Source organism: Cupriavidus pauculus (assembly GCF_008693385.1).
In the GTDB taxonomy this organism is placed as follows: Bacteria; Pseudomonadota; Gammaproteobacteria; order Burkholderiales; family Burkholderiaceae; genus Cupriavidus; species Cupriavidus pauculus_D.
In genome coordinates, this window is the sequence record NZ_CP044065.1 from 2,758,126 (window position 1) to 2,780,340 (window position 22,215).

Annotated in this window: 17 protein-coding genes; 11 read left to right on the forward strand and 6 right to left on the reverse strand. The window is 67.4% G+C overall.

The window, feature by feature from the left end:
* Nucleotides 1-6 precede the first annotated feature (6 nt).
* Nucleotides 7-3,981, reverse strand: a complete 3,975-nt coding sequence (locus FOB72_RS12660) for a DUF3683 domain-containing protein (protein ID WP_150372833.1) — start codon at nucleotides 3,979-3,981, stop codon at nucleotides 7-9.
* 145 nt (nucleotides 3,982-4,126) lie between these two features.
* Complete coding sequence (locus FOB72_RS12665; protein WP_150373890.1) at nucleotides 4,127-4,705, reverse strand: YqaA family protein; 579 nt, start codon at nucleotides 4,703-4,705, stop codon at nucleotides 4,127-4,129.
* 235 nt (nucleotides 4,706-4,940) lie between these two features.
* Between FOB72_RS12665 and FOB72_RS12670 the strand changes: the two genes are divergently transcribed.
* The 8 genes from FOB72_RS12670 to FOB72_RS12705 are packed head-to-tail and all read left to right on the forward strand — an operon-like array spanning nucleotide 4,941 to nucleotide 12,980.
* Entirely contained in the window at nucleotides 4,941-5,426 is a 486-nt protein-coding gene (locus FOB72_RS12670) for a (2Fe-2S)-binding protein (RefSeq protein WP_150372834.1), read from the forward strand.
* 13 nt (nucleotides 5,427-5,439) lie between these two features.
* Nucleotides 5,440-7,845 (forward strand): xanthine dehydrogenase family protein molybdopterin-binding subunit, encoded by a 2,406-nt coding sequence (locus FOB72_RS12675; protein WP_150372835.1) that lies wholly within the window; start codon nucleotides 5,440-5,442, stop codon nucleotides 7,843-7,845.
* 16 nt (nucleotides 7,846-7,861) lie between these two features.
* Nucleotides 7,862-8,662, forward strand: coding sequence for an FAD binding domain-containing protein (locus tag FOB72_RS12680; protein ID WP_150372836.1), 801 nt, complete (start codon nucleotides 7,862-7,864; stop codon nucleotides 8,660-8,662).
* A gap of 13 nt (nucleotides 8,663-8,675) precedes the next feature.
* A complete protein-coding gene (locus tag FOB72_RS12685) occupies nucleotides 8,676-9,566 on the forward strand; it encodes an AAA family ATPase (RefSeq protein WP_150372837.1) in 891 nt (296 codons plus the stop codon).
* On the forward strand, nucleotides 9,563-10,852 hold the full coding sequence (locus FOB72_RS12690; protein WP_150372838.1) for a vWA domain-containing protein: 1,290 nt from the start codon (nucleotides 9,563-9,565) through the stop codon (nucleotides 10,850-10,852). Before FOB72_RS12685 ends, FOB72_RS12690 begins: the two co-directional genes overlap by 4 nt.
* A complete protein-coding gene (locus FOB72_RS12695) occupies nucleotides 10,782-11,309 on the forward strand; it encodes a CoxG family protein (RefSeq protein WP_150372839.1) in 528 nt (175 codons plus the stop codon). The genes FOB72_RS12690 and FOB72_RS12695 overlap by 71 nt, the downstream gene beginning before the upstream one ends.
* Nucleotides 11,282-12,355: an XdhC family protein gene (locus FOB72_RS12700; RefSeq protein ID WP_150372840.1), complete on the forward strand. Its 1,074-nt coding sequence runs from the start codon at nucleotides 11,282-11,284 to the stop codon at nucleotides 12,353-12,355. Before FOB72_RS12695 ends, FOB72_RS12700 begins: the two co-directional genes overlap by 28 nt.
* 16 nt (nucleotides 12,356-12,371) lie before the next feature.
* A complete protein-coding gene (locus tag FOB72_RS12705; RefSeq protein WP_150372841.1) occupies nucleotides 12,372-12,980 on the forward strand; it encodes an NTP transferase domain-containing protein in 609 nt (202 codons plus the stop codon).
* 17 nt (nucleotides 12,981-12,997) lie between these two features.
* Here FOB72_RS12705 and otsA read toward each other — a convergent pair whose 3' ends face one another.
* The 3 genes from otsA to otsB all read right to left on the reverse strand — a co-directional run bounded on the left by otsA (nucleotide 12,998) and on the right by otsB (nucleotide 17,204).
* Entirely contained in the window at nucleotides 12,998-14,392 is a 1,395-nt protein-coding gene (gene otsA, locus FOB72_RS12710; protein WP_150372842.1) for an alpha,alpha-trehalose-phosphate synthase (UDP-forming), read from the reverse strand.
* 63 nt (nucleotides 14,393-14,455) lie between these two features.
* A complete protein-coding gene (locus tag FOB72_RS12715; protein WP_150373891.1) occupies nucleotides 14,456-16,213 on the reverse strand; it encodes a glycoside hydrolase family 15 protein in 1,758 nt (585 codons plus the stop codon).
* A 226-nt stretch (nucleotides 16,214-16,439) separates the two neighbouring features.
* Nucleotides 16,440-17,204, reverse strand: coding sequence for a trehalose-phosphatase (gene otsB, locus FOB72_RS12720; RefSeq protein ID WP_150372843.1), 765 nt, complete (start codon nucleotides 17,202-17,204; stop codon nucleotides 16,440-16,442).
* 219 nt (nucleotides 17,205-17,423) lie between these two features.
* Between otsB and ilvA the strand changes: the two genes are divergently transcribed.
* Both ilvA and queF read left to right on the forward strand, forming a co-directional pair.
* A complete protein-coding gene (gene ilvA, locus FOB72_RS12725; protein WP_150372844.1) occupies nucleotides 17,424-18,983 on the forward strand; it encodes a threonine ammonia-lyase, biosynthetic in 1,560 nt (519 codons plus the stop codon).
* Nucleotides 18,984-18,985: 2 nt separating this feature from the next.
* Nucleotides 18,986-19,849: an NADPH-dependent 7-cyano-7-deazaguanine reductase QueF gene (queF, locus tag FOB72_RS12730; RefSeq protein ID WP_150372845.1), complete on the forward strand. Its 864-nt coding sequence runs from the start codon at nucleotides 18,986-18,988 to the stop codon at nucleotides 19,847-19,849.
* A 13-nt stretch (nucleotides 19,850-19,862) separates the two neighbouring features.
* On the opposite strand, the gene FOB72_RS12735 is transcribed toward queF, so the two are convergent.
* Nucleotides 19,863-21,224 (reverse strand): carbohydrate porin, encoded by a 1,362-nt coding sequence (locus tag FOB72_RS12735; protein ID WP_150372846.1) that lies wholly within the window; start codon nucleotides 21,222-21,224, stop codon nucleotides 19,863-19,865.
* A 232-nt stretch (nucleotides 21,225-21,456) separates the two neighbouring features.
* On the opposite strand from FOB72_RS12735, the gene FOB72_RS12740 reads away from it, so the two are divergent.
* Nucleotides 21,457-22,155 carry a TetR/AcrR family transcriptional regulator gene (locus FOB72_RS12740; protein ID WP_150372847.1) on the forward strand — a complete coding sequence of 233 codons (699 nt, stop codon included), beginning with the start codon at nucleotides 21,457-21,459 and terminating at the stop codon, nucleotides 22,153-22,155.
* Nucleotides 22,156-22,215: the final 60 nt, after the last annotated feature.

Consider the following 22,215-nt stretch of genomic DNA (forward strand, 5'->3'; position numbering starts at 1 on the left):
CTTGCGTTATACGAGCACGCGCTCGATACCGCCCGCGTTGGCGCGTTGCACATACTCGGGCAGCCAGTTCTCGCCCAGCACGTACTTGGCCATCTCCACCACGATATAGTCGGCGGTGACCGAGGCGTCCTCGTTGTAGCGCGACAGCCCCTGCAGGCACGACGGGCAGCTCGTGAGGATCTTGACGTCGCCGCCGAAACCCTCGGTGCGCAGCTTGTCCGCGCCCTTGCGCATCTCTTCTTCCTTGCGGAAGCGGATCTGCGTGGACACGTCGGGACGCGTGACCGCGAGCGTGCCGGACTCGCCGCAGCAGCGGTCGTTCTTCTCGATCTTGCCGCCGCCGTCGTTGCCGCCCATCAGCTCGTTGACGAGCTTGGTCGGGTCCATCGTCTTGATCGGCGTATGGCACGGGTCGTGGTACATGTAGCGCGTACCGGTGACGCCCTCGAGCTTCACGCCCTTCTCGAGCAGATACTCGTGGATGTCGATGATGCGGCAGCCCGGGAAGATCTTGTCGAATTCATACCCCGCCAGCTGGTCGTAGCAGGTGCCGCAGCTCACCACGACGGTCTTGATGTCGAGGTAGTTGAGCGTATTGGCCACGCGGTGGAACAGCACGCGGTTGTCGCTGACCATCTTCTCGGCCTTGTCGAACTGGCCGGCGCCGCGCTGAGGATAGCCGCAGCACAGATAGCCCGGCGGCAGCACGGTCTGCACACCGACGTGCCACAGCATGGCCTGCGTGGCCAGCCCCACCTGCGAGAACAGCCGCTCCGAGCCGCAGCCCGGGAAGTAGAACACCGCTTCCGTGTCCGACGACGTGGTCTTCGGATTGCGGATGATCGGCACGATCTCGTTGTCTTCGATGTCGAGCAGCGCGCGCGCGGTCTTCTTGGGCAGGTTGCCCGGCATCTTCTTGTTGATGAAGTGGATCACCTGTTCCTGCACGGGCGGCTTGCCGACCGTCGCGGGCGGATGCTGGGTCTGCTTGCGCGCGAACTTCTTGAGCACCTCGTTGCCGAGGCGCTGCGCCTTGTAGCCGAGCCCGATCATCGCCGAGCGCGTCAGGTTGATGGTCTGCGGGTTGGTCGCGTTCAGGAAGAACATCGACGCCGCGGTGCCGGGGTTGAACTTCTTCTGGCCCATCTTGCGCAGCAGGTTGCGCATGTTCATCGACACGTCGCCGAAGTCGATCTTGACCGGGCACGGCGTCACGCACTTGTGGCACACCGTGCAATGGTCGGCGACGTCCGAGAACTCGTCCCAGTGCTTGATCGACACGCCGCGGCGCGTCTGTTCCTCGTACAGGAACGCTTCGATCAGCAGCGACGTGGCGAGAATCTTGTTGCGCGGGCTGTACAGCAGGTTCGCGCGCGGCACGTGCGTGGCGCACACGGGCTTGCACTTGCCGCAGCGCAGGCAGTCCTTCACGCTCTCCGCAATCGCGCCGATGTCGCTCTGCTGCATGATGATGGACTCGTGTCCCATCAGGCCGAACGACGGCGTGTACGCGTTGCGCAGGTCCGCGCCCGGCAGCAGCTTGCCCTTGTTGAAGCGGCCCTGCGGGTCGACGCGCTGCTTGTACGCGCGGAAGTCGCCGATCTCGTCCTCGGTCAGGAATTCGAGCTTGGTGATGCCGATGCCGTGCTCGCCCGAGATCACGCCGTCCAGCGAACGCGCGAGCGCCATGATGCGGGCCACCGCGCGGTGCGCGTCCTGCAGCATGTCGTAGTCGTCCGAGTTGACGGGCAGGTTCGTGTGCACGTTGCCATCGCCGGCGTGCATGTGCAGCGCCACGAAGACGCGGCCGCGCAGCACCTGCTTGTGGATCTTCTGCGCCTCGTCGAGGATCGGCTTGAATTCGCCGCCGTTGAAGATCTTGCGCAGTTCGGCGCGGATCTCGCCCTTCCACGACACGCGGATAGTACGGTCCTGCAGCAGATGGAACACGGTGGCGTCCGGCTGCTGCGCCAGGCGCTGCTCGAACGCCGGCCCGAGCAGGCCGAGGCCGTGACCGATCAGCGAGGCGCGTGCCTCGCCGAGCGGCGTGTCCATATGGTCCTGCAGATACAGCCAGCGCGCGCGGATCTCGCGCAGCAGCGTCAGCGCATGCTGCACGCGGTCCTCGAGCAGCTCCGCGCTCGGAATCTCGTTGGCGTCGTCGCTGCGGCCCAGCGGCAGGTTGCCGCGCGCGAAGAACTGCTCGAGCTCGTCGGTGAGCTTGAGCTTGTTCTTGATCGACAGTTCGATATTGATGCGTTCGATGCCGTCCGTGTATTCGCCCATGCGCGGCAGCGGAATCACGACGTCCTCGTTGATCTTGAACGCGTTGGTATGGCGCGCGATGGCGGCCGTGCGCGAACGGTCGAGCCAGAATTTCTTGCGGGCCTCGGGGCTGACCGCGACGAAGCCTTCGCCGCTCTTGCCGTTGGCCATGCGGATGACTTCCGACGTGGCGCGCGCCACGGAGTCTTCGTCGTCGCCGACGATATCGCCGATGAGGACCATCTTCGGGAACGCATTGCGCTTGCTCTTGGTGGCATAACCCACCGCGCGCAGATAGCGCTCGTCCAGATGCTCCAGGCCCGCGAGCACCGCACCGCCCTCGCGCTTCGATTCGGCGTCGAGGAAGTCCTTGATCTCGACGATGCTCGGAATGGCGTCGCGCGGCTGGCCGAAGAACTCCAGGCAAACCGTGCGGATATGCCTGGGCATGCGATGCAGGATCCAGCGCGCGCTCGTGATGATGCCGTCGCAGCCTTCCTTCTGCACGCCGGGCAGGCCGGCCAGGAACTTGTCGGTCACGTCCTTGCCGAGGCCTTCCTTGCGGAACTTGCGGCCTTCGATCGCGAGCGTCTCGGTGCGCAGCACCTTTTCGCCCGGCGCGCGATTGCCGTCCGACCATTGCAGCTGGAACGTGGCCACCGGCACGTCGTGGATCTTGCCGAGGTTGTGGTCCATGCGCGTGATCTCGAGCCAGTTGCCCTCGGGATCCACCATGCGCCACCACGCGAGATTGTCGAGCGCCGTGCCCCACAGCACGGCCTTCTTGCCGCCCGCGTTCATCGCGACGTTACCGCCGATGCACGACGCATCGATCGACGTCGGGTCCACCGCGAACACGAGGCCGGCCTTGTCGGCGGCATCGGCGACGCGGCGCGTGACCACGCCCGCGCCCGAGAAGATCGTCGCCACCTTGTGCGCCACGCCCGGCAGATCGGTCTGCTCGACCGGTCCCAGCTGCTCGAGCTTTTCCGTGTTGATGACCGCCGAGAACGGCGTCAGCGGGACCGCGCCGCCCGTGTAACCGGTGCCGCCCCCGCGCGGGATGATGGTCAGGCCGAGTTCGAAGCAGCCCTTGACCAGGCCGGCGATCTCTTCCTCGCTGTCGGGCGTGAGCACGACGAACGGATACTCCACGCGCCAGTCGGTGGCGTCGGTCACGTGCGAGACGCGCGACAGGCCATCGAACTTGATGTTGTCCTTCTCCGTGACGCGGCCCAGCACGCGCTGCGCGCGCTTGCGCAGCTCGTAGGCATCGGCGAATTCCTGCTGGAACGACTCGATGGCCTGGCGCGCGAACGAGACCAGCTGCTCCACGCGGTGCGAACGGTCCTCGGCGGCCGGCTCGGCGTGCTCGGCACGGTCCGCGGCGCGGCGCTTCTCGATCTCGCCCAGGCGATGATGCAGCGCGCCCACCAGCATCTGGCGGCGCTTCGGGTTCTCGAGCAGGTCGTCCTGCAGATACGGGTTGCGGCGCACGACCCAGATATCGCCCAGCACCTCGTACAGCATCCGGGCCGACCGGCCCGTGCGGCGCTCGCTCCGGAGCTCGTCAAGAATGCGCCAGGCTTCCTCGCCGAGCAGGCGAATGACGATCTCGCGGTCGGAAAAAGACGTGTAGTTGTAGGGAATCTCTCGCAGGCGCGGAGCGGCGTCCTGCGCGGCGAGCTTGGCATCTAGCACGAGTGGGGCGTTCATGGCGGGACCGCTTCCTGCGGGCGCACGGGGACAGTGCGCATTTATTCATTGAAGCGCGATTGTACTGCAAGCCCCCTCCCTCCGCCCCTTGTTGGGGCGGTTGCTGCTCCTTATCCCGCACTGCAGCAAGGGGCATTCGGGTGGGTCAGAACCAGCCCTTGAGGGTCGCGCCGATGCTGTGCCAGAAGCTGTCCGGTATCCAGAGCAGGCTGGCCGTCATGGCCAGGTAACGCAGAAACTTGCCAATGGCCATGTAGGCGAGGCTCGGCCAGAACGACAGCCGCAGCCATCCCGCCAATGTGCACAATGGATCACCAACGATCGGCAGCCACGACAGCAGCAGCGTGGGCGGGCCGAGCCGGCGCATCCAGCGGAAGTATTTCGCATCGAGGGCCGGCTTGCGCGGCTTGCGGGGATGCCGCCGGTGCTGGGCGTGCTCGACCTCGTGCTCGCGATGCTGGCGGCGCAGGTGGTAGCGCACGAGCGCGAGCTTGGCCCAGTAGCCGAGCCACCAGTCGATGGCACCCCCGACCGTGTTGCCGGCCGTCGCGACGAGGATCGCGGGCCAGAACATATCGGGGTTCAGCTTGATATAGCCGAACACCGCGGGCTCGGAGCCCAGCGGCAGCAGCGTGGCCGAGACCAGGCTGACCACGAAGATTGCCGGCAGCCCCACCTTCGGGAGGGCGACCATGCCGAGCAGCGAATCGAGGAACGCTTCCATGAATGCAATGCCGGTCTCCATGAGCGGGTTACCCACATGGCGATACCGTGCTTTTTGTGATTAACTGTTAGAGCCAGTTGCGGTCAAACGTTCACCGCTCATCACCCGGCAAGCACCAATATCACGAAATAGCCGTAGCAACCAAGCGGCAGCACAGCGTCGTGGCCAGTCCCGCGCAGTCAGTGTGTTCGGGATGCCGGTATTGGCCATGCGCGTCACCCACATGGAGACAAGCATGGCGATTCCGATCCGCCTGACGGTCAATGGCAAGCCCATCGACGCGCAGGTCGAACCTCACACCCTCCTCGTCCAGTTCCTCCGCGACACCCTGCGCCTGACCGGTACCCATGTGGGTTGCGACACGGCCCAGTGCGGCGCGTGCACGGTCCATCTGGACGGCCGCGCGGTCAAGTCCTGCAATCTGCTGGCCGTGCAGGCGGACGGCATGCAGGTGACGACCATCGAGGGCTTGTCGGACCATGGCGAACTGCATCCGATGCAGGAAGCGTTCCGCGAATGCCACGGCCTGCAATGCGGCTTCTGCACGCCAGGCATGGTCATGGCGGCCACCGCGCTGCTGCGCGAGCAGCCCAACGCCGATGCGGAAGCCATTCGCGAGCAGCTCGACGGGAATCTGTGCCGCTGCACGGGTTATCACAACATCGTGCGCGCGGTGCAGCAGGGACAGGCGATGATGCAGGCGCCGGTCGCGGCGGAATGAGAGGAGCGACGCCATGAACGCACCCGAAAGACATCCGCTGATCGGCACGCCGGTCCGCCGGAAGGAAGACTATCGCTTCCTCACCGGCAACGGCCAGTACACCGACGACATCGTGCTCGCGCACCAGAGCTACGCGTGCTTCGTGCGGTCGCCGCACGCGCATGCGCGCATCCGGTCGATCGACACCGCCGAAGCGCTGGCCGCCCCTGGCGTCATCGCCGTGCTGACGGGCGAGGACATGGCGGCCGACAAGGTCGGCGGCCTGCCCTGCGGCTGGCTGATCCACAGCATCGACGGCACGCCGATGAAGGAGCCGCCGCACCCCGCGCTCGCGCACGGCAAGGCGCGCCACGTGGGCGACCAGGTGGCGGTGGTCATCGCCGAGACGCTCCAGCAGGCGCGCGACGCGGCCGAGAAGGTCGACGTCGATTACGAGACGCTGCCCGCGGTGGTCGCGCCGGCCGCCGCCGCGCAATCCGCCACGCTGGTCCACGACGATGTGCCCGCCAACACCTGCTACACGTGGGGCCATGGCGACAAGGCGGCCACCGATGCCGCGTTCGCGAAGGCCGCGCACGTGACCACGCTGGAGATCGTCAACAACCGGCTGATTCCGAACGCGATCGAGCCGCGCGCGGTCAATGCGAGCTACGAGCGCCGCGACGACAGCTATACCGTGTACGTGGCCAACCAGAACCCGCACGTCGAGCGGCTGCTGATGGGCGCGTTCGTGCTGGGGCTGCCCGAGTCGCGGCTGCGCATCATCGCGCCCGACGTCGGCGGCGGCTTCGGGTCGAAGATCTTCCTGTATCCGGAAGACGTGGCGCTGACATGGGCGTCGAAGAAGATCGGCCGCCCCGTCAAATGGACGGCCGACCGGTCCGAGTCGTTCCTGACCGACGCGCACGGCCGCGACCACGTGACCCGCGCCGAGCTGGCGATGGACGCCGATGGCCGCTTCCTGGCCATGCGCGTGCACACCGTGGCGAACATGGGCGCGTATCTGTCCACGTTCGCGAGCAGCGTGCCGACGATCCTGTACGCGACGCTGCTGGCCGGGCAATACGCGACACCGGCGATCTACGCCGAGGTGCACGCGGTGTTCACCAACACCGCGCCCGTCGATGCATACCGCGGCGCCGGGCGTCCCGAGGCGACCTATGTGGTCGAGCGCCTCGTGGAAACGGCCGCGCGCGAACTCGGCATGGACCCGGCCGAACTGCGGCGCAAGAACTTTATCCGCGACTTCCCGTATGCGACCCCCGTCGGGCTGACCTACGACACGGGCGACTACGAGCCCTGCCTCGCGCGCGCGCAGGCGCTGGCCGACGTGGCCGGCTTTCCCGCGCGGCGCGAAGCCTCGAAGCAGCGCGGCAAGCTGCGCGGACTCGGGTACTCGTGCTACATCGAGGCGTGCGGGCTGGCGCCGTCGAACATCGCGGGGGCGCTCGGCGCGCGCGCGGGCCTGTTCGAAGTGGGCGAGATCCGCGTGCATCCCACGGGCACCGTGACCGTGTTCACGGGATCGCACAGCCACGGTCAGGGACATGAGACCACGTTCGCGCAGATCGTCGCGGACCGGCTCGGCATCGCGCTCGAGTCCGTGGAGATCGTGCACGGCGATACCGGACGCGTGCCCTTCGGCATGGGCACCTATGGCTCGCGCTCGCTCGCGGTCGGCGGTTCCGCGATCATGAAGGCGCTCGACAAGGTGGAGGCCAAGGCCAAGAAGATTGCCGCGCATCTGCTGGAAGCGTCGGACGCCGATATCGAGTTCAGCGACGGCGTGTTCCGCGTGGCCGGCACCGATCGCACGAAGACGTTCGGCGAAGTCGCGCTGACCGCGTACGTGCCGCACAACTATCCGCTCGACAAGCTCGAGCCGGGGCTCAACGAGAACGCGTTCTACGATCCGACCAACTTCACCTATCCGTCGGGCGCGTATATCTGCGAGGTGGAAGTCGATCCCGACACCGGCGAATCGCAGGTGATGCGCTTTACCGCGGTGGACGACTTCGGCAACGTGATCAACCCGATGATCGTCGAGGGCCAGGTCCACGGCGGCATCGGGCAGGGCCTGGGCCAGGCGATGCTCGAGCAGTGCGTGTACGACGAGGACAGCGGCCAGTTGCTCACGGGTTCGTACATGGACTACGCGATGCCGCGCGCGGGCGATCTGCCCGAGTTCACCGTGGAGACCGCCAAGGGCACGCCGTGCACGCACAACCCGCTCGGCGTGAAGGGGTGCGGCGAGGCCGGCGCGATCGGTTCGCCGCCCGCGTTCATCAATGCGCTCGTCGATGCGCTCGCGCCGCTCGGCGTGCGCGACGTGCAGATGCCCGCGACCCCGCACCGCGTCTGGCAAGCGATGCAGCAGGCGATGCAGCAGGCCAACCATGGCGGCACTCCCACCGTCTGAGCCAGAGGAGCACGACATGTACGCATTCCAGTACGAACGCGCGGCCGACGCCAAGGCCGCTGTGGGCATGGTCAAGGCAGACGCCGATGCGCGCTTTCTCGGCGGCGGGCAAAGCCTGCTCGCCTCGATGAAGCTGCGCCTCGCGGCCCCTTCCACGCTGATCGACGTCACGCGCATTCCGGGGCTCGCCAGTATCCGCATGGAGGGCGACGAACTTGTCATCGGCGCCGCCGCACGCCATGCCGACGTGGCCACGAACCCCGAGGTCATGCGGCGCATTCCCTCGCTCGCGCGCCTGGCCGGCGAGATCGGGGACCGGCAGGTCCGCGCGATGGGCACGCTCGGCGGCTCGCTGGCCAATGACGATCCGGCCGCGGACTATCCGGCCGCGGTGCTCGCGCTCAATGCGATCATCGTGACGGACCGGCGCAATATCGCGGCGGACAATTTCTTCAAGGGCCTGTTCGAGACGGCGCTCGCGCCCGACGAACTGATCACCGCGGTGCGCTTTCCGCAGCCCGATCAGGCCGCCTATGTGAAATTCCGCAATCCGGCGTCGCGGTTCGCGCTCGTCGGCGTGATGGTCTCGCGGTGCGGCAGGACCGTGCGCGTGGCCGTGACCGGCGCGGCCGACTCGGTATTCCGCGCGCCCGCGCTCGAGCAGGCGCTGAGCACGTCGTTCACGCCCGCCGCGGCGCGCGCCGTGCGCATGGACCCGTCCGGGCTCGGCACGGACCTGCATGCCTCGGCCGAGTATCGCGCGCATCTGATTCCGGTGCTGGCGAGCCGGGCCGTGGAGCAGGCGTTGAAAGGCTGAGTGCCGACCGCTCATGCTGCCCGCTTCCATCGACGACACGGTCGCGCTGCTCGCGCGACAGCGGTACTTTGCCGACCGCGAGACCGCCACGGTGGTCTACCTCGCGCTGCGCATGCAGCGGCCGCTGTTCCTCGAAGGGGAACCCGGCGTCGGCAAGACCGCGCTCGCGCAGGCGATGGCGGACGCGCTCGGCACGCGGCTGCTGCGCCTGCAGTGCTATGAAGGGCTCGACGTGGCGAGCGCGCTCTACGAGTGGGACTATCCGCGCCAGATCATGGCGCTGCGGCTTGCGGAAGCGCGTGGCGAGCGGCCCGCGCAGCAATCGCTCTATCACGACGATTTCCTGCTCAAGCGTCCGCTGCTCGAATCGCTGCTGCCCGATGCGGCCGCACCGGGCGTGCCGCGCGTGCTGCTCATCGACGAGATCGACCGCGCCGACGAACCGTTCGAGGCCTTTCTGCTCGAAGTGCTGGCCGACTATCAGGTGTCGATTCCCGAGATCGGCACCGTGCGCGCCGAGCGGCCGCCGCTCATCATCGCCACGTCCAACCGCACGCGCGAGGTCCACGATGCGCTCAAGCGGCGCTGCCTGTACCAGTGGATGGGCTATCCGGACCGGCAGCGCGAGCTGGAAATCGTGGCCGCGCGCGCGCCCGAGGCGGCTGCCGCGCTGCAGCGGCAGGCCATCGATTTCGTGCATCGGCTGCGCGGCATCGACCTGTTCAAGGCGCCGGGCATCGCCGAGGCCATCGACTGGTGCCGCGCGCTTGCGGCACTCGGCGTGACCGAGCTCGATCCGCAGTCCGTGCGCGACACGCTCGGCGTGCTGCTCAAGTATCAGGACGATCTCGCGCGGGCCGACGGTCCGACCGTCGCCGAGCTGTTGTCGCAGCCGTCGCCATGAGCACCAGCGATGGGATCGACGATGGACTGACGCCGCCCGCGCACGCGGACGGCATCGCGCTGCCCATGCTCGCCCGCAACGTCACGCACTTCATGCGCCTGCTGCGCGACGCGGGGTTCGGGCTCTCGCCCGCGCACGCGGTGGACGCGCTCGAGGCGCTGCGCCATATCGATATCGGCCAGCGCGACGAAGTCCGCGCGGCGCTCGCGGCGTTGACGCTGTCCGGCCCCGACCAGCGTCCGCTGTTCGATGCGGCGTTCGACCTGTTCTGGCGCGACCCCGACTGGGAGGGCAAGCTGCGCGCGCTGCTGCTGCCCCGCATCGACGCGGGGGCACCGCCGCCGCCGCGCAGCAACCGGCTCGCGGATGCGCTCGCGGCACGGACGCCGCCCGCGCCCGCCGCGCCGCCATCGGTTTCGGAGGAGCGCATTGCGGTCGCCCTCACCTTCTCCGCGCACGAACGGCTGGGCGAGCGCGACTTCGACACGCTCGATGCCGAAGAATGGCGGGCCCTCCAGCATCTGATCCATACGCGGCGCGCGCATCTGGGCCTGCACCGCACCCGGCGGTTGCGCGCCGCTGCGCACGGCACGCATGCGGACCTGCGCGCCAGCGCCCGGCTGGCCGTACGGCAGCACGGCGAGTGGCTGCGCTGGAAGTACCGCCAGCATGCCGAGCGCAAGGTGCCCATCGTGCTGCTGCTCGATATCTCGGGCTCGATGAGCCAGTATTCGCGCGCGGTGCTCTATTTCTGCCACGCGCTCATGCAGTCGCGCGAGCGCATGCATGTATTCCTGTTTGGCACGCGCCTCACCAACGTGACCCGCGCGCTACGCGAGCGCGACCCCGACGAAGCGGTGAACCTCATCGCGGGGCAGGTGCGCGACTGGGCCGGCGGCACGCGCATCGGCGGCGCGCTGGCTGAATTCAACCGGCATTGGGCGCGCCGCACGCTGTCGGGCCGCGCGACCGTGCTGCTCGTGACGGACGGTATCGACCTCGAGGACATCGACCTGCTCGATGCCGAAATGGGACGGCTTGCGCGCTTTGCGCACCGCATCGTCTGGCTCAATCCGCTGCTGCGCTACGCGGGGTTCACGCCACAGGCGCGCGGCATGCAGGCCATCCTGCCGCATGTGGACACGTTGCGCGCCGCGCACAATCTCGACAGCCTGCTGCAACTCGAATCGTTGCTCGTCACCACAAGGGACCACCATGGAAATGAACCAGACCCAGCGCCTGCCCGTGCCGCGCGACATCGCCTGGGCGGCGCTGAACGATCCTGAGCTGCTCAGGCAATGTATTCCCGGATGTGAGAGCATCGAGCCCGATGGCGAGAATACCTGGCAGCTGGCGCTGACCGCCGCGGTGGGGCCTGTGAAAGCACGTTTCAAAGGCCGTATGGCGCTACAGGATATTCAGGCACCGGAAAGCTATACCATCGCGTTCGACGGCCAGGGCGGCGCGGCCGGCTTCGGCAAGGGCGTGGCGCGGGTTTCGCTCGCACCGGATGGCGACGCGACACTGCTCACCTATGCGGTGCAGGCGCAGGTCGGCGGCAAGATCGCCCAGATCGGCTCGCGGCTCGTCGATGCAGCCGCGCGCAAGATGGCCGATACTTTCTTCGTCCGCTTTACCGAGGTGGTGACCGGGCCGGGCGAAGCGGAGCAGGACAACGACGCAGTGCAACAGGAAGAAGGAAAGCAGAAACGATCATGGACAGCGTGGATCTCGAAGCCCTGAAGAGCAGCGTGCGATGGCAGGCGGAAGGCCATCGCGTGCTGCTCGTGACGGTGGTGCGGACGTGGGGCTCGTCGCCGCGGCCCGAAGGCGCGATGCTCGCGGTGCGCGACGATGGCCTCGTGGTGGGCTCGGTCTCGGGCGGCTGCATCGAGGACGACATCATCGATCGCGTGCGGCGCGAAGGTATTCGCAGCGACAGGCCCGAGTCCGTCAAGTACGGCATCAGCGCCGAGGAAGCGCATCGCTTCGGGCTGCCGTGCGGCGGCACGATCGAGCTCGTGACCGAACCGCTGTCGGCCGCGAGCGGCATCGAGGAGTTGCTGGCGGCGGTGGAATCCGGGCGGCTCGTCTCGCGCCATCTGGATATGGCAACGGGCCGCGCGACGCTCGGGCATGCCGAGGTGACCGACGGCCTGGCCTTCGACGGCGACAGGCTGCTGACGATTCATGGGCCGCGTTACCGCATGCTCGTGATCGGTGCCGGACAGCTCTCGAAGTATCTGTGCCAGATCGCGGTGGGGCTGGGCTTTCAGGTCACGGTGTGCGATCCGCGCGAGGAATACACGGAGACGTGGGACATTCCCGGCGTGTCGATGGTCCGCACGATGCCCGACGACACGGTGCTGGCCATGCGCCTCGACGAACGCTGCGCGGTCATCGCGCTGACGCACGACCCGAAGCTCGACGACCTCGCGCTGATGGAAGCGCTGCACACCCCCGCGTTCTATGTGGGCGCGCTGGGCTCGCGCCGCAACAATCAGGCGCGGCGCGAGCGGCTCAAGGAGTTCGACGTCACCGAGGCCGAGCTGGCGCGGCTGCATGGGCCCGTTGGCATCTATATCGGCAGCCGCACGCCGCCCGAGATCGCGATCTCCATCCTGGCCGAGGTGATCGCCGCGAAGAATCACGTGTCGCTGCCGGACATTCTGCAAGTGGAAGGCGCCAAGGCCGCGCGCGAGATCGCCGCGGGCGAGGCAGCCTGTCCGATCCTGCCGGAAGATCGGACGGCGGCTGCCGCGGCGTCCGTGGCTTCCGCGGCATCGTGACGGTCTGGGCTAGCGCATGATCCCGGCGCCGCTGACCACCACCGACCTGCCGACCGGCGTGCTGCTGGCGGCGGGCTTCGGACGCCGTTTCGACCCCGCCGGCCTGCGCAACAAGCTGCTGCAAACGCTGCCCGACGGGCGCACCGTCGCGTGGCGCAGCGCGCGCACACTCGCGGTGGCGCTGCCTGCGACGATTGCGGTCGTGCGGCCCGGGCACGACGAGCTTGCGGCACAGCTGCGGCATGCGGGTTGCCGCGTGGTCGAAAGCGCGGCGGCCGAGGCCGGAATGGGTGCGGCGTTACGCGACGCGGTGGCCGCGAGTCCCGATGCGCGCGGATGGGTGGTGGCGCTCGCCGATATGCCGTGGGTGTCGATCGAACTCGTGCGCGCGGTGGCGCTGACGATCACGACGCCCACGACGATCGCCGCGCCGTGGCGCGACGGTCAGCGTGGGCACCCCGTTGGATTCGGCGCGGCGTGGCGTGAGGAATTGCTGAAGCTCGACGGCGACGAAGGCGCGCGGGCGCTGCTGAAGTCGCAGCCCGTCACGCGCATTCTCACCGAGGACGATGGGGCGTTTCGGGATATCGATGTCCCGGGCGACCTGCGCACGCCACCCACCTAACCACCGCCCCCCCTCGCTCAAACGTTTTCCGTCTCCGCCAGCGCGCGCAGAAACTCGCTGCTCCACCAGTGCACATCCTGCTCCCGGATGCGTTCGAGCAGCCGCTGGTGCCGCGTGCGGCGTTCCGTCAGCGGCATGTGCAAGGCCTGCTGAATCGCCTGCGCCGTGGCGCGCGTGTCGTACGGGTTCACCAGCAGCGCTTCCTTCAGTTGCTCGGCCGCCCCCGCGAACCGCGACAGCACCAGCACGCCGGGATCGTCGGGGTCCTGCGCGGCGATAAACTCCTTCGCCACAAGGTTCATGCCGTCGCGCAGCGGCGTCACGAGCGCCACGCTGCTCGCGCGGCAAAGCCCCGGCAATCGCTTGCGCGCGGTGGACCGATGGATATACCGCACCGGCATCCAGTCGAGTTCGCCGTACTCGCTGTTGATCGCGCCCGTAATGCCTTCCATATCGCGCCGGAGGTCCGCATACGCATCGACCGACTCGCGCGACGGTGCCGCGATCTGGATCAGCGTCGCGCTGGACCGGTTCTCCGGATACTCGGCCAGCAGCGTCTGGAATGCCTTGAGGCGCTGCGGCAGGCCCTTGGAGTAGTCGAGCCGGTCGATGCCGAGCAACAGCCGGCGCCGCGCATACTGGCCGCGCATCATCTCGTACGTCTCGCGCGAATCGTCGCCCTTGCCAAGCTCGATGAACTCGTCGACATCGATGCCGATCGGGAACGCCTGCGCGCGCACGGTCCGATGGAACGCGCGGAACCGGTACTCGCCCATCGGCTCGGCGCCGGCCTCGTCCTGCGCGTAGCGGGCAAAGTGGTCGACGTCGGCCTGGCTCTGGAAGCCGATCAGGTCGTAGGCGAACATCGCGCGCATCAGCCACTCGTGCTGCGGAATCGCGGCGAGGATCAGCGGCGGCGGCAGCGGGATATGCAGGAAGAATCCGATCCGCTGGCCACAGCCGATCGCGCGCAGCTCCGCCGCGAGCGGAATCAGGTGATAGTCGTGAATCCAGATGACATCGTCCGGCTTCAGCAGCGGCGCGAGCTTGCGCGCGAACAGCTGGTTCACGCGGCGGTAGCTGTTGAGATTGCCCGCCGGGTCGAAGTCCGCGAGATCGAGCCGGTAGTGGAACACGGGCCAGAGCACGCCATTGCTGTACCCGAGGTAGTACGCGTCATAGTCCTCGCGGCTCAGGTCCACCGTGGCCAGCGTCACGTTGCCGGCCTGTTGCAAATGGAGTTCGCCCTCGCCCGGCGTGCCGCCCTGGTTCGCCTCGACGGCCTTGCCGCTCCAGCCGAACCACAGTCCGCCTGTCTTCGAGAGCGCTTCGGAGAGCGCGACGGCAAGACCGCCCGCCGCGTGGTTACGCGGATCGGCGACCCGGTTGGATACCGCTACAAGTCTTCCCATTGGCTGTTTGCTTTGGCTATTTGTTGTTTGGATCGCCGCGTGGAGCGCTCGTGCACCGCGGCGTCAGATCACACTGTCCCATGGCGCGGACAACCGCATGGCGCCGTTGATCAACCCCACCATCGAATACGTCTGCGGGAAATTGCCCCACATCTCGCCCGTGACCGGATGCGTGTCTTCGGAGAGCAGCCCGAGCGGATTGCGCGCGGCAAGCATCGCTTCGAAGATCTCGCGCGCTTCCTCGCGGCGGCCGATGCGCGCCAGCGCATCGATGCGCCAGAACGTGCAGATATTGAACGCGGTCTCGGGCTTGCCGAAATCGTCGGGCGCTTCGTAGCGGCGCATATAGGGGCCGTCGCACAGCGACGTCTCCAGCGCCTTGACCGTCGAGACGAAACGCGGATCCTTCGGGTCGATGAAATTGACCTCGGCCATCAGCAGCACGCTCGCGTCGAGCTCCTTGCCGCCGAAGCTTTCGGCGAACGCCTGGCGCGACTCGGACCATGACTCGGCGAGGATCTGCGTCTTCATGCGATCGGCATGGTCGCCCCAGTACGCGGCGCGCGCCGGCTGCTCGAGCTTGAGCGCGATCTTCGCAAGGCGGTCGCACGCGGCCCAGCTCATCAGCGCGGAAGACGTATGGACACGCGCGCGCGTGCGCAACTCCCACATGCCCGCGTCGGGCGTGCCGAACACGCGCACGGCCTGCTCGCCGACGTCCTCCAGCCGCTGGAATTCGGCAAGGCCGCCGCGATGGAGCAACCGGTGATCGTGGAAGGCCTGCGCGGCGCCGAGCACCACGTTGCCGTACACATCGTGCTGGAAGTGCTCCTGCGCCTGGTTGCCCACGCGCACCGGGCCCATGCCCCGATAGCCGCACAGATGGTCGAGAATGCTTTCGGGCAATTCGCGTTCGAGCCCGATCCCGTACAGCGGCTGGATATGGCCGTCCTGCGATTGCATGACCACGTTGGAGAGCCACCGCAGGTAGTCCTCCATCGTGCCCACTTCGGACAGGCTGTTGAGCGCGCGCACCACGAAGAACGCATCGCGCAGCCAGCAGTAGCGGTAGTCCCAGTTGCGGCCGCTGCCGGGCGCCTCGGGAATGCTCGTCGTCATGGCCGCGACGATCGCGCCGGTCTCCTCGTAAAGCGACAGCTTGAGCGTGATGGCCGCGCGGATCACCGCGTCCTGCCATTCGCGCGGCACCGCCAGCCGGCGCGTCCACAGGCGCCAGTAAGAGGTGGTCTCCTGCTCGAAGTCGCGCGCCGTCTCTTCCACGCCGCCCGCGAGCGTCTCGTCGGGGCCGAGGATGAAGTTGTACCCGCGCGTGACGAGGAACGGCGTGTTCGACATCACGTACGCAAGCGGCGCGTCGGTGGTCATGCGCAGCGTGGTGCCGTCGCCGATATAGCGCACGTGGCTGCTGCCGCGCGTGATCTCGGGCTTGATGCGGCCCCACTGGAAGCGCGGGGCCACGTTCACGCGCACGCGCGGCGCGCCGCGGACCGGCCGGATGCGGCGCACGAGCGTGATGGGACGGAAATAGCGCCCGAGCCGGAAGAAGCGTGGCGCGAAATCGGTAATCTCGAGGCAGTTGCCGTGCTTGTCCATCAGCCGCGTGCGCAGGATGGCCGTGTTCGGTTCATACCATTGCGTCGCTTCCTGGAAGTCCTCGATCTCGATCGAGAAATGCCCGCCGTTCTCGCTTGGGTCCAGCAGCGCGTTGAAAACGGGATCGCCGTCGAAGCGAGGCAGGCACATCCACACGACGCGGCCGCGCCCGTCGATAAGGGCCGAGAACGCGCAATTGCCGATCATGCCGAGCGAAAGCGAGGCATCGGCGACGCGGCTCGAGCAGTCGCGATCGACGTTCACCGCCGATTCGGAGGCAATGCTCGCGGTGATGGCGGCGCTGGCCGCCGCATCCGCGGCGGTCTTCGCCGTGCCGGTGTCGGCGGCGGGTTCGAGCATCGTGGTGGCGTCGGCGGGGACATGGGCAGGTCCGCCCGACGGGGTATGGGAATGGCTCACAGCGAATCCTCCCTTAGAGTCGGTGTGAAGTGGTGGAACGGGTGACGGTTTCGCGCGCGGCCTGCGCCGAGCGATGCAGCCAGTCGCGCAATGCGGAGGGGGCCGGCAGACTCACGCTGGCCGCGCTCGCGCGCTGGCCCACGAGCACACCGGTGCCGCCGAGTTCGCCGACGACGGAGAATCCCGCCTCGTCGGTGACGTCGTCGCCGGCGAAGACCGGGCGGCGTCCCGCGAACGGCGGCATGCGCATGAACGACGCGATCGCGCCGCCCTTGTCCACGCCGGCGGGCTTGATCTCGACGACCATCTTGCCCGGCAGCGCCTCCAGGCCCGTGGCGTCGCGCAGCACGTCGGACACGGCGGCGCGCACCAGCGGCTCCAGCTCCGGCGCCTGCCGGTAGTGGATGGCCACGGCGATGGTCTTGTCCTCGAGCCGGAGCCCGGGGTGCCTGCGCACGAGGGCCTCGAGCTGCGGCATCAGCAGGCTGATATCGGGCGAAGGCGGTGTAATCAGGTGCTCGCCGATATTGCGGAACTCGGCACCGTGCACGCCCGCGGCGGGCAGTCGCAATGGCTGCAGGAAATGGTCGAGCTCGGCGACGGGCCGGCCCGAGATAATGGCAAGCGCGCCATCCAGCCATCGATGCAGCGTCGTCAGCGTGTCGACCAGTTCGGGCTCCACGCGCACCAGTTCGGGGCGTGGGGCGAGGTCGGCAAGCGTGCCGTCGAAGTCCAGAAACAGCGCGGTATCGGGTGCGATCAGAGGTAGCGGAGACATCGCGTATTACCGTAGCACGGGGATGTGACGAGCCGCCACCGGGCGCTGTCCTACAAGCCACCCCCACGGCCGACCGGTGACGCCCACACCACCCCCGTCGCGCCTGCCGTCCGGAGATCGGGAGGCAGCGAATGGGCGCCATCCATTATCATTGGCGGTTTCCGCCGATTTTTCCGGCTTTTTTTTGCAGTGCCACGTGCCCCAAGCTGCCTGCCCAACATGACCCGCCCGTCCGCCAAGCCCGCCAAACCTGATTACCTCAAGAAGATCCTGACCGCCAAGGTGTACGACGTGGCCCAGGAAACCGAACTGACCTACGCGCACGACCTCTCCGCCCGCACCGGCAACGCGGTCTGGTTCAAGCGCGAGGACACCCAGCCGGTCTTCTCGTTCAAGATTCGGGGCGCCTACAACAAGATGGCGTCCCTTGCCCCCGAGGAACTCAGGCGCGGCGTGATTGCGGCCTCGGCCGGCAACCATGCGCAGGGCGTGGCCATGTCCGCGGCCCGCCTGCAGTGCAAGGCCATCATCGCGATGCCGACCACCACGCCGCAGGTCAAGATCGACGCGGTGCGCGAGCGCGGCGGCGAGTGGGTGCAGATCGTGCTGCACGGCGAGTCGTACAGCGACGCCTACAACCACGCGGCCGAACTCGAGAAGAAGCACAAGCTCACGTTTATCCATCCGTTCGACGATCCGGACGTCATCGCGGGCCAGGGCACCATCGCGATGGAGATCCTGCGCCAGCACCCGGGCCCGATCCACGCGATCTTCGTGGCCATCGGCGGCGGCGGCCTGATCTCGGGCGTGGCGGCCTACGTCAAGGCCGTGCGGCCGGAGATCAAGATCATCGGCGTGCAGACGCTGGATTCGGATGCGATGAAGCGTTCCGTCGATGCGGGCAAGCGCGTGGAACTGAAGGAAGTGGGCCTGTTCTCGGACGGCACCGCGGTGAAGCTCGTGGGCAAGGAGACCTTCCGCATCACGCGCGAACTCGTGGACGAGATCATCCTCGTCGATACGGACGCGATCTGCGCGGGCCTCAAGGACGTATTCCAGGACACGCGCTCGATCCTCGAGCCGGCCGGCGCGCTGGCCGTGGCGGGCCTCAAGGCCTATGCCGCGCGCGAGAAGCTCAAGGGCCAGCACCTGGTGGCCGTGGCCTGCGGCGCCAACATGAACTTCGACCGCCTGCGCTTCGTGGCCGAACGCGCCGAGGTGGGCGAGGCGCGCGAGGCGGTGTTCGCGGTGACGATTCCCGAAGAGCGTGGCAGCTTTCGCCGCTTCTGCGAGATCGTGGGCACGCGCAGCGTGACCGAGTTCAACTACCGTATCGCCGATCGCAAGGCCGCGCATATCTTCGTGGGGGTGCAGATCGCCAGCCGCGCGGAGAGCGACAAGATGGCGGCCAACTTCCGCCGCCACGGGTTCGATACGCTGGACCTGTCGAACGACGAACTGGCCAAGCAGCATATCCGCTATATGGTCGGCGGCCACTCGCCGGAAGCGGACAACGAACTGCTGTACCGCTTCGAATTCCCCGAGCGTCCGGGCGCGCTGATGAAGTTCCTCTCGAGCATGAGCCCGAACTGGAATATCAGCCTGTTCCACTACCGGAACCAGGGCGGCGACACGTCGAACATCCTCGTGGGCATCCAGGTGCCGAAGAACGACAAGCGCGCTTTCCGCGACTTTCTTTCCACGCTCGGTTACGTACACTGGGATGAGACCGAGAACCCCGTCTACAAGCTGTTCCTCTCGCGGCCCCGCGCCGACTGACCATGAGCGACACGCCCAACCATCGATCGCCGGAACAAACCCCGGAACATTCGCCGCTCGGCAAGCCCTCGGCCTACAAGACCGAGTACGACCCGACGCTGCTGTTCCCGATTTCGCGGCAGCCCAAGCGCACCGAGATCGGCCTCGCCGAGGGGCGGTCGCTCCCATTCTTCGGCGTCGATATCTGGAATGCATACGAACTGTCGTGGCTCAACCTCAAGGGCAAGCCCCAGGTCGCGCTGGCCAGCTTCATCATTCCGTCGGACACGCCGAACATCGTCGAGTCGAAGTCGTTCAAGCTCTATCTGAATTCGTTCAACCAGAGCAAGATCGCGTCGCCGGAAGCCGTCCAGCAACTGCTTCACCACGATCTGTCGGAAGCGACGGGCGGCACGGTGCAGGTGCGGCTGGTGACCGAGTCCGACCTCGGCAAGCAGAAGATGGGCGAGCTCGAGGGCCTGCTGCTGGACCGCCTCGATATCGAGACCGATGTCTATGAACCCGATCCGACGCTGCTGTCGGCGGCGCAGGACGAATCGCCGGTCGAGGAATCGCTGGTCTCGCATCTGCTGAAGTCCAACTGCCTCGTGACCGGGCAGCCCGACTGGGGCAGCGTGCAGATTCGCTACGTGGGCGCGCCGATCGATCAGGAAGGGCTGCTCAAGTACCTGATCTCGTTCCGCAACCACAACGAGTTCCACGAGCAGTGTGTCGAGCGGATCTTCACGGACATCCAGCGCCAGTGCAAGCCGGTGAAGCTGGCCGTGTATGCGCGCTACACGCGCCGCGGCGGGCTCGACATCAACCCGTTCCGCACGAACTTCAACACGCCGTGGCCCGATAACCGCCGCAATTCACGGCAGTAAGGCCGGCGTTCGTTCAGAACTCCGCGTGCGCGCGGATGCCGTAAAACTTTGCCGGACCGCGATCCCGGTTGTAGCCGGGGTTGCGGATGTACTGGAAGTCCGGCGACAGCGTCAGCGTTTTCCACACCGCAAAGCTGTAGTAGACCTCGAGCACCTGCTCCGATCCGTAGCGCAGCGCGCCATCGCCAAGGAACGCGCCGAGCCCGCCCGCGGCCAGGTACGCGCGATGATGCGGCCCCAGCATGTTGGCCGCGAATGCCACACCCACCTCGTCCTTCCCCCGTCCCCACGCATTGCCCTTGAGCGTGCCGCCGAACGCGACCTGCCGGCCGATCTCGGTGAACGCGTAGGTTTCCGTCTTGTCGTCCGACCAGTTCGCGCGCAGGAACACGCCCAGCGAGTCGTTGACCTCCTGGAGGAAGGCGACGCCCACGCCCACCTTCGCATGCTCGCGCCGCACGTCGCCGACGTCGGGCGTCACGTTGTTGGCCTGCCCATAGGCCAGCGCGTCCGTGAACGATCCCATGCGCGCCTTGTTGCGCCATAGCAGCAGGCGCGCCTGCCCGGGGCGCCCGGCGATGCTGTAGCGCTTCTCGAGTTCGAGCACGTCGCCGTAATGGTCGAACATCCGCGTATCGAGTTCGCGGCCATTGGACTCGAGCGGCAGCAGAAAGCGGCCATAGCGCGCGGACCAGCCGTCGCCGACGTACTCGAGCGCAAAGCCCCAGTCGTAGCCGCGCGAGTCGGCCGGATAGTCGAACGAGCCGTGCGCGAGAAACGACCAGTTCATGAACTGCGTGCGCGGGTCCGAGCCGTACGGGTTCTGGTCGAACACGTCGATCACGCCGAAATTGCCGGCCGTCAGCACGAGGCGCTGCTTGTCCACGGTCCGCGCAAACTGGTTGAAGTCTTCCTCGAGCGTTTCCTCGCCCCCGCCGAAGCCCCAGGTCTGGCGCACGAACGCGCGCGCGCGATAGAACTTCGGGCTCGTGCTGGCCGTCTTGGCCAGCTCGCCGTTCGACAGGCCGCCGAGGCCGTGCAGATTCGAGAACGGCACGCCCTGCGCCACTTCCGGGTTGAAGTGGAACTCCGCGCCCTGCCACAGCCGCAGGCCGAGGTCGAGCGTGCTCGTGAACGAATAGCTCTTGGCGCGCGCGTCGGTCAGGCTGTTCTCGCCCGAGTAGGCGGCATTGAACGCTGGCTTGCGCTGCCAGATATAGGTGGCCTGCCCGTGGAACGCGAACGGGCTCTCGGTAGCGGCAACGGTGGCTGCAACGGTAGCGGCATCGGGCGGGACGGCTGGCGCCTCCTGCGCGCAGACGCCGTGGGCCGCCAGCACCAGCGCGGCAGCGGCGGCGATGCGATTCAGAAACATGAGCAAGCTGGAAATGCCGTCGCGTCCTGCGTGGGGCGCGTCGTGCGGAGATTGGTTGGGTCACATGCATGGGTTCCCACGCAGCAAGGCCGGGCCAGCATAGCCAAGCGTATGTGACATGTCCATCGAACGTCTCCTCAACGTTTGCACATGCCGTTCCGCCGACATTGTAACGACCCTTGGAATTAATTAACTCGAAAATTAATATGGTCTGAGATTTCAGGAATGCACGATGCCAACCAGATCCAGACCTGCCCGCCCCGGCACGCGCGGTCCCGGCCGCCCGACCGCCGCCGCCGCCGGTGACGGCGACGCGGGTGGCAGTCCGCGCGAACGGCTGCTCGATGCGGCCACCCTGCTGTTCTCGCGGCATGGCGTGGCTGGCACCCCGATCAAGGCCATCGCGGCCGAGGCCGGCGTGACGCCCGCGCTCGTCCACTATTACTTCCGCGACCGCGACCAGCTGCTCGATGCGGTCGTCGATGAACGGCTGCAGCCGCTCGTCGAGCAGGTGTTTCCGAACATGCCGCCCGTGGCCGAACCCGGAGCGCCCGCGCCGGACATCGTCGCGATGATGACCGGGCTCGCCGCGCAGCTGATTCGCGTGGCATCGGCCACGCCGTGGCTGCCGGGGCTGTGGATCCGCGAGATCGTCGGCGCCGAGGGCCAGTTGCGCGAGCGCGTGGTGCAGCGGATCGCGCTGCGGCGCGGCGCGCTCGTCACCGGCCTGCTGGCGGCCGCGCGCGAGCGGGGCGACCTCAATCCGGGACTCGAGCCACCGCTGGTGATGGTCTCGCTGATCGGGCTCACGCTGCTGCCGCTCGCGACCACGCATATCTGGCGCGGCCTGCCGGGGGCGGATGCGATCGATACCGAGACGCTCGTGCGCCATGTCGGCGCGTTGCTCGCACGCGGCCTGGCGCCCGGGTGACGGCTGCCACCCGGCACCGCGGGCGAGGCCCAGCCCCGTCAGCCGCGAATCCAACACCGC

Bases quoted from the DNA above. Each gene is read 5' to 3' on its own strand.
- FOB72_RS12660 (WP_150372833.1), bottom strand. From the start codon at position 3,981: ATGAACGCCCCACTCGTGCTAGATGCCAAGCTCGCCGCGCAGGACGCC.
- FOB72_RS12665 (WP_150373890.1), bottom strand. From the start codon at position 4,705: ATGGAAGCGTTCCTCGATTCGCTGCTCGGCATGGTCGCCCTCCCGAAG.
- FOB72_RS12670 (WP_150372834.1), top strand. From the start codon at position 4,941: ATGGCGATTCCGATCCGCCTGACGGTCAATGGCAAGCCCATCGACGCG.
- FOB72_RS12675 (WP_150372835.1), top strand. From the start codon at position 5,440: ATGAACGCACCCGAAAGACATCCGCTGATCGGCACGCCGGTCCGCCGG.
- FOB72_RS12680 (WP_150372836.1), top strand. From the start codon at position 7,862: ATGTACGCATTCCAGTACGAACGCGCGGCCGACGCCAAGGCCGCTGTG.
- FOB72_RS12685 (WP_150372837.1), top strand. From the start codon at position 8,676: ATGCTGCCCGCTTCCATCGACGACACGGTCGCGCTGCTCGCGCGACAG.
- FOB72_RS12690 (WP_150372838.1), top strand. From the start codon at position 9,563: ATGAGCACCAGCGATGGGATCGACGATGGACTGACGCCGCCCGCGCAC.
- FOB72_RS12695 (WP_150372839.1), top strand. From the start codon at position 10,782: ATGGAAATGAACCAGACCCAGCGCCTGCCCGTGCCGCGCGACATCGCC.
- FOB72_RS12700 (WP_150372840.1), top strand. From the start codon at position 11,282: ATGGACAGCGTGGATCTCGAAGCCCTGAAGAGCAGCGTGCGATGGCAG.
- FOB72_RS12705 (WP_150372841.1), top strand. From the start codon at position 12,372: ATGATCCCGGCGCCGCTGACCACCACCGACCTGCCGACCGGCGTGCTG.
- otsA (WP_150372842.1), bottom strand. From the start codon at position 14,392: ATGGGAAGACTTGTAGCGGTATCCAACCGGGTCGCCGATCCGCGTAAC.
- FOB72_RS12715 (WP_150373891.1), bottom strand. From the start codon at position 16,213: ATGATCGGCAATTGCGCGTTCTCGGCCCTTATCGACGGGCGCGGCCGC.
- otsB (WP_150372843.1), bottom strand. From the start codon at position 17,204: ATGTCTCCGCTACCTCTGATCGCACCCGATACCGCGCTGTTTCTGGAC.
- ilvA (WP_150372844.1), top strand. From the start codon at position 17,424: ATGACCCGCCCGTCCGCCAAGCCCGCCAAACCTGATTACCTCAAGAAG.
- queF (WP_150372845.1), top strand. From the start codon at position 18,986: ATGAGCGACACGCCCAACCATCGATCGCCGGAACAAACCCCGGAACAT.
- FOB72_RS12735 (WP_150372846.1), bottom strand. From the start codon at position 21,224: ATGTTTCTGAATCGCATCGCCGCCGCTGCCGCGCTGGTGCTGGCGGCC.
- FOB72_RS12740 (WP_150372847.1), top strand. From the start codon at position 21,457: ATGCCAACCAGATCCAGACCTGCCCGCCCCGGCACGCGCGGTCCCGGC.